Annotated in this window: 7 protein-coding genes; 2 read left to right on the forward strand and 5 right to left on the reverse strand. The window is 39.6% G+C overall.

Annotated features, from left to right (window positions below):
• Positions 1-57: 57 nt before the first annotated feature.
• On the reverse strand, positions 58-819 hold the full coding sequence (tpiA, locus tag MM236_RS07335) for a triose-phosphate isomerase (RefSeq protein WP_241274307.1): 762 nt from the start codon (positions 817-819) through the stop codon (positions 58-60).
• A gap of 72 nt (positions 820-891) precedes the next feature.
• Here tpiA and MM236_RS07340 point away from each other — a divergent pair, with 72 nt between their 5' ends.
• Positions 892-1,398, forward strand: a complete 507-nt coding sequence (locus MM236_RS07340; RefSeq protein ID WP_241274308.1) for a regulatory protein RecX — start codon at positions 892-894, stop codon at positions 1,396-1,398.
• A 701-nt stretch (positions 1,399-2,099) separates the two neighbouring features.
• Entirely contained in the window at positions 2,100-2,441 is a 342-nt protein-coding gene (locus MM236_RS07345; RefSeq protein ID WP_241274309.1) for an avidin-fold protein, read from the forward strand.
• Between the two features lie 303 nt (positions 2,442-2,744).
• Here the strand turns inward: MM236_RS07345 and MM236_RS07350 are convergent, their stop codons facing one another.
• The 4 genes from MM236_RS07350 to MM236_RS07365 form a co-directional block, all read right to left on the reverse strand.
• The gene (locus tag MM236_RS07350) at positions 2,745-3,764 is read right to left on the reverse strand and encodes a UDP-glucose--hexose-1-phosphate uridylyltransferase (protein WP_241274310.1); all 1,020 of its coding nucleotides are present in this window, start codon (positions 3,762-3,764) and stop codon (positions 2,745-2,747) included.
• A 2,034-nt stretch (positions 3,765-5,798) separates the two neighbouring features.
• The gene (gene lacZ / locus MM236_RS07355) at positions 5,799-8,912 is read right to left on the reverse strand and encodes a beta-galactosidase, LacZ type (RefSeq protein ID WP_241274311.1); all 3,114 of its coding nucleotides are present in this window, start codon (positions 8,910-8,912) and stop codon (positions 5,799-5,801) included.
• A 192-nt stretch (positions 8,913-9,104) separates the two neighbouring features.
• The gene (locus tag MM236_RS07360) at positions 9,105-10,094 is read right to left on the reverse strand and encodes a glycoside hydrolase family 43 protein (protein WP_241274312.1); all 990 of its coding nucleotides are present in this window, start codon (positions 10,092-10,094) and stop codon (positions 9,105-9,107) included.
• 20 nt (positions 10,095-10,114) lie between these two features.
• Complete coding sequence (locus MM236_RS07365) at positions 10,115-12,016, reverse strand: glycoside hydrolase family 43 protein (RefSeq protein WP_241274313.1); 1,902 nt, start codon at positions 12,014-12,016, stop codon at positions 10,115-10,117.
• Position 12,017: the final 1 nt, after the last annotated feature.

Genomic DNA, 12,017 nt, shown 5'->3' on the forward strand with positions numbered 1-12,017 from the left:
AGACAACTGTCAACAGACGACAGACGACTGAGGTCCGTTGACAGTTGACTATCAATTTTAAAATGATTTAATAATATCTACAAAGTCACGTGACTTCAAAGAAGCTCCACCGATCAATCCTCCATCCACATCCGCTTTGGAGAAAATATCTTTGGCGTTGCCTGGGTTACAGCTACCTCCGTAGAGGATCGATGTATTGTCAGCAGCTTCTTGCCCATATTTGGAAGCCAAATGGTCTCGAAGAGCCTTATGCATTTCCTGAGCTTGGTCTGAAGAAGCGGTTTTTCCTGTACCGATAGCCCAAATTGGTTCATAAGCAATCACGATTTTTGCAAAATCCTCATCACTCAAGCCAAAAAGGCTTTCTGTCAATTGGTTTTTTACATAATCTTCGTGCGTACCAGCTTCCCTGATTTCCAATGGTTCACCACAGCAGAATATAGGTGTCAAGTCATTTTCCAATGCTTGTTTTACTTTAGCAGTAAGCAACTCATTGCTTTCTTTGAAATATTCTCTTCTTTCGCTGTGGCCAATGATCACGTATTCAGCTCCAAAAGATTTCAGCATAGTCGCTGAAGTCTCCCCAGTAAAAGCTCCAGAAGTTTTGTCAGAGCAATTTTGCCCACCTAAAAATAGGTTTGGAGTATTTCCTACTAATTTTTTGACAGGAAAAAGGTGAACAAAAGGAGGGTTCAACACGACGGTTACATCCTTGATATTTTCATCCTTGTACATATTGACAATCTCGGTAGTCAGTTTTTGACCTTCGTCAAAATTGAGATTCATTTTCCAGTTTCCTGCTACGATTTTCTTACGCATGGTATTAATGGTTTGGTTAATAGATTTGAAAAAAATAACATAAGCCGTTACTTTGTCACAAAATTACACAAAATGTCCTACCCACGAAACGAATATGGAAATGAACAGCCCAAAAAGTACTGGAGCCTTCAAGAGGCCAAGGTGAAAATCGCTGCTTATTGTGCCTATCAGGACCGCTGCCAAAAGGAGGTCAGGACCAAGCTCCATGAAAAAGGAATCTATGGTGAGCAGGCGGAGGAGTTGATTTCCGAGATGATCAGTGAGAATTTTCTGAACGAAGAGCGCTTTGCACAGTCCTTTACCAGGGGGAGGTTTCGCTTGAAAAAGTGGGGGAGAAATAAAATTTTGCAGGAGTTGAAATTCAAGGGAATCAGCCCGAATTGTATCAAATCAGGAATGAAAGAGATCGATCCCGAGGAATATTTCAAAATACTAAGTCATGTCGCTGAAAAAAAATGGGCGTTGACCAAAGAAACAGACCCCTTCAAAAAGAAATACAAAGTCCAGCAGTATTTGATGTCAAGGGGATTTGAGATGGATTTGATATTGGAGGTGATGGAGGGGAGTGATTTTCGGTAAATTACAACTAAAGACTCTAACTCAACTTAGTGAAAATCCTTGTGTACATTGTGCAACCTTAGTGCTCATTGTGGTTAAAAGTGTTCTAGAGGTTAACTACAGAAAACGAGAGGCTAAGAAGTTCGAGATTTGGATAATAGTATTTATTTTTTTAGTTTCAAACATGTTTTATTATAAAAACAGAGAATCATGAAGGTTTTAAGTATAGTTCTTTTACTACTTTTATCATTGGGTATCAGAAAGAATCAAGAAGAAAAATTGCAAGACACACAATGACTATCAGGGTTGAAAATTGAAAACAATAATGACAAATTCTTTAATCCATCGCAAAATGATGATAATATTGTAATATATATTTACTTAACACCCATTTCAACACTCGATCTAATTGAACGAACCTGAATGCAACTGTAAGGAGTTCATCCAAATAAACTATCAATCAATAGTTGACTGTTTAATCGAACCTGAACTAAAATCTTTCATTGAAAACTCATTGTTTACCTACAGAAAAGCATTCGGATATACCTATTCAATGCCGTTTAGATAAGACCTGCCAGGTTTTCTATTAAATTAGTACAGGTCTCTTATTTGGCTGGGAAGACCAATAAAAGATTTAAATCTGGCAGGTTTGATTTCTTAACGAAACGACATTGTATCCATATTTTAAATTGTCATTGGGACAATATCTATTAATAACTAATATGATCAATTACCATAACAAGAAATTCAGGGCAATCAGCAATTCTCCCAATGGGGAAGTTTCATCGCAGATGATATTCCATTACCAGCAGCATGGAAATGTGCTTACCTGTGCATATTCAGGTGGCGAAATCATCAAAGGCCACTTGATAGGCTTGGTGGATGACAAGGGAAATATCGACATGAGATATCATCAGGTCAATGCAAAGGGAAACTTGATGACAGGAACCTGCAAGTCTACACCTGAACTCCTCGAAAATGGCAAAATACGCCTTCATGAAAAATGGGCTTGGACTTCAGGGGATTGCTCCCATGGTGAATCAGTGCTGGAGGAGGTTGGTTAGTTTTGTTAAATTGATTTGGGTTGAAATCAATTTTGGCTGTAAATTGATCTGAATTCAAATCAATTTGGTCTAATTCTGATCAAAGAATGAAAAACATAATTTTTATCTGTGATCATCCGCCCAACCCGTGTCATCTGCTTTCTATGGCACACAGAGGACGCTAATTTGCACTGATTTTAGTATACTAGTAAAATGTAGCTTTGATATTTTTATTCTATTAAATTTGTCTCTCACTTCTCTCCTTCAATTCACCAAAACACCTGCCACGATCAATAGGGACAAGTGCTTTGGAAAATATTGATTTTACAATTCCCTTAAAACCCCAGCTGCTTTCTCGGCTGTCAGGTCTCTTTGGGGATTGGCGAGCATTTCGTAGCCTACCATAAATTTCTTTACGCTGGCAGACCTCAAAAGCGGTGGATAGAATACCATGTGTAAATCCCACTCAGGATGATCTTTGCCATCAGTAGGCGCTTGGTGGATTCCTGCAGAATAGGGAAATGATACATCAAATAGTCTGTCATATTTGATCGTCAAAGTCCTGTACGCATCTGCCAAGTCAGCCATTTGGGTATCTGACATTTTTGCCAAACTCTCAATATGGGACTTCGATGCAATCATGGTTTCAAATGGCCATACAGCCCAAAAAGGTACTAACACGACAAAGCTGTCATTTTCATAAATGATCCGTTCCTTTTTCACAAGCTCTGCCTGAACGTATTCCGTGACCATGTTTTTCCCTTTGCTTTGATAGTACTTAAGGAATCTTTGTTGCTTTTTCAATGGCTCGTCAGGAATGCTTTCCTGTGCCCAAATCTGTCCATGAGGGTGTGGATTCGAGCAGCCCATGACTTCCCCTTTGTTTTCAAAAATCTGTACATAATTGATAAAATCCAGCTCTGAAAGTTCCATGTATTCCTTTCTCCAGGTTTTCACCACATCGAAAACCTGATCTTGGTTCAGTTGAGGAATTGTCTTGGAGTGGTCGGGGGAAAAGCAGATTACTTTGCACATACCTCGCTCACTTTTGGCTTTGAAAAAATCACCATCTTCATAGCTTCCACTTGGGATATCCTGCGTCAATGCCCCAAAGTCATTTGTAAAAACAAAAGTTGATGTATAATCTGGATTGATTTCACCACCAACCCTAGTGTTACCGGGACAAAGGAAACATTCTGGATCATAGGTTACAGGATCTGATTTGACGATTTTTTCCTGCTGTCCTTGCCAAGGTCTTTTGGATCGATGAGGAGATACCTGCACATAGGAACCTGTAAATGGGTTGAATCTTCTATGGCTGTGTTCTTCAAAGGAGAATTTCATGGTTTGGATTTAGGTTTTAAAGTTATAATGTTAAAAGGTTGTAATGTTTGAGCTATTTGATTGCTTTATATTGAATATGGAGATTCTATTATTCTATTTATTTTGGCTTGAAGATTGATGTTTTAAAGTTGAAAGTTAGAGTTCGAATTAATGTTTTACACCCTGCAATATCCAAAAACCTGAAATGATTTAGCACCACAAATCCATCAAAATTTAGGACATTGAGTGCAAAATGTGGTTATTTTCTTAAATAAGCGTGATTTTAACCACAAGGGACACAAAGGTGGCTCAACGTACACAAAGAAATTCTTCTTCTATATTTCCACTTTGTGACCCTTATGAAAACCTTGGTGCACTCTGTGGTAAATCCTGATAAAAGCTTCCAAATAAACCAATCACTCATGACCTCTAGCAATAATGAGGCTATTATATTGGGGGCGTTAGCCCTCTTATCTTCGTAGAAAACCATCATCCAGCAACCCAAAAGGGGCGTAGCCCTGATTTCTTCCTTTTCTGATCTAAATATCATGCCTATCAAGATTCCAGGGCTACGCCCCTAAAATTCCGCTGGTTCCAAATCATTCTACGAAGATATATGGGCTACGCCCCTGACCGAAATAGAGAAACAAGTTTTTAGGTTAATTGTGCCTTGTCTTGAATCGATTTAACCACAAGGGACACAAAGGTGGCACTACGTACACAAAGGAATCCTTCTTTTATATTTTCACTTTGTGACCCTTGTGAAAACCTTTGTGCACTCTTTGGTAAATCCTGATAAAAGCTTCCAAATAAACCAATCACTCATGACCTCTAGCAATAATGAGACTATTATATTGGGGGCGTTAGCCCTCTTATCTTCGTAGAAAACCATCATCCAGCAACCAAAGAGGGGCGTAGCCCTGATTTCTTCCTTTTCTGATCTAAATATCATGCCTATCAAGATTCCAGGGCTACGCCCCTAAAATTCCGCTGGTTGCAAATCATTCTACGAAGATATATGGGCTACGCCCCTGTCCGAAATAGAGAAACAAGTTTTTAGGTTAATTGTGCCTTGTCTTGAATCGATTTAACCATAAGGAACACAAAGGTGGCACTACGTACACAAAGGAATCCTTCTTCTATATTTCCACTTTGTGTCCTTAGTGAAAACCTTAGTGCACTCTGTGGTAAATCCTGAAGAAAGCTTCCAAACAAACCAATCACTCATGACCTCTAGCAATAATGAGACTATTATATTGGGGGCGTTAGCCCTCTTATCTTCGTAGAAAACCATCATCCAGCAACCAAAGAGGGGCGTAGCCCTGATTTCTTACTTTTTTGGATATATCATGCCTATCAAGATTCCAGGGCTACGCCCCTGACCGAAATAGAGAAACAAGTTTTTAGGTTAATTGTGCCTTGTCTTGAATCGATTTAATCATAACATACACAAAGTAGGCACAACGTACACAAACAAATTCTTCTTCTATATTTCCACTTTGTGACCCTTGTGAAAACCTTTGTGCACTCTGAGGTAAATCCTGATAAAAGCTTCCAAATAAACCAATCACTCATGACCTCTAGCAATAATGAGACTATTATATTGGGGGCGTTAGCCCTCTTATCTTCGTAGAAAGCCATCATCCAGCAACCAAAGAGGGGCGTAGCCCTGATTTCTCACTTTTTTGGTCTATTATCATGACTATCAAGATTGCAGGACTACGCCCCTAAAATTCCGCTGATTCCAAATCATTCTACGAAGATATATGGGCTACGCCCCTGACCGAAATAGAGAAACAAGTTTTTAGGTTAATTGTGCCTTGTCTTGAATCGATTTAACCACAAGGGACACAAAGGTGGCACTACGTACACAAAGGAATCCTTCTTCTATATTTTCACTTTGTGACCCTTGTGAAAACCTTAGTGCACTCTGTGGTAAATCCTGATAAAAGCTTCCCAATAAACCAATCCGCTGATTACTAAAACAACTAACATTGAGATTTCTCACTAACGTTCGAAATGACCCTTACAATTATTTTCTGTTGACCAATTAGGCTATTTCTTCACCAACGAAATCCTATAACTATATGAATACTTCTTGTCCAACAAAAGGTATTCTCGATGTGGATATCTTCCCCAACTGTCGTCTCCACCAAGTCCACGTTGTTTCCAATCGATGTGTAGGAATACGGTATTTTTCTGCTTGAGGTCAGTAGGGTGTTGCTGTTTTTTGGAAAATCCTGGATCCAAATCTTCCACTGACAAGTTCAGTGCAGAAAATGCTATTTCCTGAACACCTTCAATTTTCAATCCTTTGCCATCTCTGTTGGTTAACTCCAACCATCTCACATCTGATTTATTGCCTGATTCCTGTGGTCTGATATAGTTCCAATTGTACTGATTGGAAACTTTGTCTTGGTAAATGCCGATGTGTGAACCTGATTTTCTATCCTCATAATTTTCCCAAGGACCACGACCATAGTATTCAAGGTTTTCTAGTTGACCCGGCAGCTGCATGCGCATCCCGAAACGTACCAGCTCTGGCAATTCCCTATCTGTGAAATCCATGCTTGCTGTTACTTTGATCTGTCCATCGTGTTGGATCAAATAGTCTACTTGGTAGTCTACCATGATGTTGTTTAGCAAGTATTTGACCTCAATCAGGATTCCATCTTTGTGGTTTTTATTGACAGTAGAGCTCACAACTTTTCTATCCAAATGGGCTGTTTTCCAAACCCCAAGTCTGGTTGGCATGTGATTTCCAAAATCATTGTCCGTAGGTGCTCTCCAAAAATAAGGCTCAGGGAAGTTTCTGATGATCCCCTGATCAGAATCTTTCAAAGCATATTTTTTGAAACTTACATTTTTGAGATCAAACTCACCTATGATAGAAGCTGTTTGGAAATGTAAGACCCCATCTTTTTCCTCGTGATTCAGGGAGTTGGATACAGATTTATCGATGTCAAAGTATGACGTTTTTCCAATCGCTAACTGCTCAGAAGCAATAACATGATTTGCAGGCAATGCTGCTGTGGCACCTTTGGTTTTTGCATACACATTCAATAAATATTCTGCATCATCACCAATTACAGGAAGTTTCAAACTCACATTCTTTTCACCATGGGCAGGAAGTTTTACCTCGAAAGTTTCAGACTGTACTACTTCCCCATTTTTCAGCAATTCCCAAAAAAAGGCAAACTGATCCAAATCGGTGAAATCGAAATAATTTTTAACCCAAAGCGAGTTGTTTTCATTGAGTTTGAAATGAACATTTTGATATACTTTTTTCACTTCATACAAAGATGGGTGGGGTGTTCTGTCTGCTGCCACTAGTCCATTGGCATTGAAGTTTTCGTCATTTTGGAAATGAAAACCTCCCAAATCGCCACCATATGCCCAGTATTCCCTTCCATTTTCGTCATGTGTCAACAAGCCCTGGTCTACCCAGTCCCAGATAAATCCTCCCTGCATGTGCTTACTTCCCAAGATAATGTCCCAATATTTCTGGAAATTTCCGACACTGTTTCCCATTGCATGTGCATATTCACACATGATAAATGGTCTCTCTTTGGATTGATCATCGGCGTATCGTTGCATGTGTTCGATAGATGGGTACATCGGTGCTACGATATCGGTATTTCTATTTTCACCTGCCTGCTCGAATTGGACAGGACGTGTTTTGTCATTTGCTTTCAACCAATCATAGGCATCATAGAAAACAGGGCCGTTTCCGGATTCATTTCCCATTGACCAGATGATGACTGAGGTACTGTTTTTGTCCCGCTCAAACATCCGCTGAACCCTGTCCATGTGGGCTGCTTTCCATTCCTCTCTGTAGGCAGGATGTCTCTCTTTGTTAAACCAGCCTTGTAATTCAGCTCCCATTCCATGTGTTTCGATGTTTGCTTCGTTGACTACGTAAAGCCCATATTCGTCACATAGCTCATACCATTCCTGATCGTGTGGATAATGACTCATTCTCACAGAATTCATGTTGAATTGCTTCATCAGCTGAATATCCTTGATCATGATATCCCTGTCTGGCACATGGCCTTTGACCTCGTGATGCTCGTGTCTGTTGACTCCCTTTACCAAGACAGCTACGCCATTGACCATCAGTTGGGCATTTTTGATTTCAATGGATCTGAAACCTGTCTTTTTACTCACTGCAGAGAGCACATTTCCATTGTCATCTTCCAGTTTGATCAAGTAGGTGTATAGGTAGGGAGATTCTGCTGACCATTTGTTGACTGCATTTATTTTTCCTTCGAATATAATTGGGGAGTTAAAGTTTGATGTAGATTTCTTTTGCGAATAGACTTTTTTTCCATTGGCATCCATTAGCTCAAAAGTCACATTTGCTGAATTCAACTTATTACCCTCAGCATTCTTTAATTTAATATTGGTTGCTAGTTTTCCATTTTTATATCCTGCATCTAGATCAGACTGAATTGTGAAATCAGCAATTGAAAGTTTCGGGGTGGCCTGTAAAAACACATCCCGCTCAATCCCACTCAATCTCCAGAAATCCTGATCTTCCAAATAACTTCCGTCATGCCATCTGAACACTTGGACTGCCAAGAGATTTTCTCCTTTTTGGACATGATTTGTGATGTCAAACTCAGCAGGGGTTTTGGAGGCTTTGGTCATTCCTATTTCCTTACCATTCAAGAAGACCCTTGCATAACCCGAGATAGACCCAAAATGCAAGACAATTTGCTTATCTGACCAATCTGCCGGAATAGAAAATGACTTCCTATAGCTCCCTACTGGGTTATAATTGTTATCCACGAAAGGAGGTCTAGCAGGAAAAGGATACGCTACATTGGTGTAGATAGGTATATCATGTCCTTCCATTTCCCAATTGGAAGGTACAGGAATCATATCCCAATCTTTGTCATTGAAGTTGCTCTCATGGAAATTTTGAGGTCTTTGGTGGGGTGTTCTTACCAAGTTAAACCTCCAACTACCATTCAGGCTTTTGTAGTAGTGGTTGAATTGAAGGTCTTTTTTGAGTGCTTTTTCTTCCGAATCATATTGGATAAAAAAAGCGCGACCAGCCTCTTTTCCCCTATCTAGAATTGTGGGATTTTCCCATTCGTTTTTTTCATTTTGGGAAAAAACAAAGGTGCTCAAAAGCATAAGGGGAATAGCAAATAAATACTTCATGATTATTTTAGGTTATTTCAAGTTAATGGGAGCTACCACCTCACTTGTTGTTAAGTGTTTTTTGACTTCAAAATTTGATCACTAAGTTACAGTCAACACAGTTTTTGAAGGGTGACATATTGGTTTTATATGGTGGTCAAATAGTTCTATTTTGTCCATAATCATAAAAAGAGGAGATTATGTAAACATAAATCAATCGAACATAGACAAATCCCAAGAATCTCTCCATTGGACGATAGGTTCACCAGAATCGAACTCCAGTGGAAGCCATATGTATGGACTATTTCTCAAATCCTGAGGCTTCCACCTATCTGCGATAAAGATATAAGCATCCTTTTTGCCTAGAACAGGCAAGATATATGTCGATTGCCCATCAAATGTGATATTGGCATGAGGGCCTCTTAAAGGGCTTGGTTTTCTTTTCCAATTTCCAAAAAGAGATTCAGAAACATGAATAGATGCATCATTTGGTTTCCATCCTGTGCATCCACTTGTGATCAAATAGTAAAGACCTTCATGTTTGATAATAGCTGGTGCTTCTCTATGCTCACCAAACATAAGGCTGTCCTGTGCTGTGTGGTGTAGGTAGTCATCGGAAAGTTTGGCAATCCTCAAATCATAATTGTCTCTTGAGGAGTAAATATGATAGGCAGAGCCATCATCGTCCACAAACACTGTCATGTCTCTAGACATATTTCCATTTGGCCTGTAACTTGTTACAAAATTGTATGGACCGACGACCTGGTCAGCTACTGCAACCGCTACCCTTGCAGCATTGTAACCCTGCCCCTTCATTTCCAAATGAAACCACATGACATATTTCCCGGTTTTTTCATTAAAAATGACTTTTGGCCTTTCCATGACACAACCTCGCGCTATATCGTGTTCATCATCTCCATCCACTGGATTCAATGCCAGTCCTTCATTTTTCCAATTGTACAAATCTTTGGAAGAATACACTGCCACGCCAAGTGAAGACCTCTCTGCCCTACTTTCTCCAAACCAATAATATGTCCCATTTTCAAATAAGAAACCTGCTCCATGAGCATTGATTACTTGTCCTTCTGTATCGAGCCATTCTTTTCCTGGCGTAAATTCTTTTCTTCCCTTTTGTGCATGAACAGCAACTGAAAGCAGAAATAAAATTGTGAACAATTTAATAATGCCAAATTCACTTTTCATAACAATCACTATTATTTGAATTAATTTATGATAATCCCATCAAGTGTGGGCTCTATTTTTAGGATATATCCATTTTCGTCAAATTCCATTTTGTCAATACAGACTTCTCTATGAAATCCGGCTGATTGTCCCATTCTGATTCCTTCAGGTCGCTTGAAGCGGTGATAGACGATCATCCAGTCATCGGTATCCTTGACATTGATCACTGAATTGTGACCCGTTCCATAGATCCCCAATTTTGGGTTTTTGCTTAAAATCAGGTTGTTTTCAGGGATTTCCAAAGGCCCTACTGGACTATCTGAGACAGCATATCTCACTCGATAGTTTTCAGATCTGGTATCATCTTCTGACCACAGGAAGTAGTATTTTCCATTTCTGAAAAACACCTCAACACCTTCTCTAAAAGTCTGGTCAGGGGTCATTACTGTGATTTTTTTCTTATCAAAACTCTTCAAATCGTCATTCAAGGGAACTGCCGCCAAATAGCCATTGCCCCAATAGAGGTAGGTAATATCTGACTGCGGATCTTTGAAAATATCAGGATCGATTTCTTGTCCACCAGACACGCCATCAGGCTTGGAATCCACCAAAGGCTTACCTGAATCTGTAAAAGGACCAGATGGGCTATCCGAAGTTGCAACGCCGATTTTTTGACTGGCTGTGAAATAGTAGAAATATTCATAACCATCCTCTTTTTTGACTTCAATCATGGTCGGTGCCCAAGCATTCCTGTCACTCCAAGACACATCCTTCTTCAGATCCAATATCACTGCTTCTTCTTTCCAATCCCGAAGGTTTACTGAAGAAAATGTCTTGAAATAGGTTCCAGACCAGCCATCATATCCATCACTTGTTGGGTAAAGGAAGTATTTCTGCTCCTTTTCCGAATAGATGATCTCGGGATCAGCATAGTAACCTTTCAAAACAGGATTGCCTGAAACTACCTCGTCGGCATATCCAAACTCCTTGATCAATCTTTCTTTTTCTTCCAGACTAATAGGAAGCACAGATCCATGTCTAGGGTGGAAATCCATGCTGATCTGCTCATCGATTACAGTGAAATTCTCTAAGTCTGTACTTTCGGTAAACTGATAGGATCCCTTCATATAGACATCATACATGAGAATGAATTTATCTGAATCATTCAGTTTGAAAATTCCTGATCCTTCGACGGCCTCTTTGGTCTGTTGGAGGTATTTGTCTTGCATTTCGTATCCTTCAGTCAACTTATCCGAAACTGCCTTTTTGAGACCATTGCCATGTCCTTCTGTTTTGAAAAACAAATGGTATTTCCCATCCTGAAATATGATATCTCCATCGATACAAGATTTTCCTTCCGGGTGGAAAAAAAGTTGCTGTGGCTCAGTTTCCAAAGCTGTAAAATCACTGTTTGCATAAGCATAATAGATGATATCTGCTTCTCCTTCAAACTGCATAGACCAATAGACCATGTATTTTCCTGCCTTGGAATCATAGATCGTTTGTGGCGCCCATACTCTCCTTACTTCACCGAATTTCTCAGGAAAAACCGTAGGAATGTGGATATTGCTGTGAGTCCAATTGACAAGATCATCAGACTTTAATAAGATCATGCTTTCATTGGTCCAGCCGTCATTTGGTACATAAAGATCTGTCAAGACCATGAAGAAACTCTTGCCATCATCTGACCTTAGGATATGTGGATCTCTGACGCCTCCTTGCTTGCTGATGACATCATTATCGATGATAGGAAGGTAGTTGTTCAAAGCGCGGTAATTGAATCCATCATCACTGATCGCATAATGGACAGCTTCTTGACCAGGTCCATTGCCAATAAAGTAGGCAAATAAATAAGCTTCAGTCTTGACCGGCTCAGAGCAAGAGTTCAAGGTCAATATGCAGGCACAAAGAAAACTGAAAAGAAGGTTCTTGTAGTTTATCATT

The organism is Belliella calami, assembly GCF_022549695.1.
In the GTDB taxonomy this organism is placed as follows: domain Bacteria; phylum Bacteroidota; class Bacteroidia; order Cytophagales; family Cyclobacteriaceae; genus Belliella; species Belliella calami.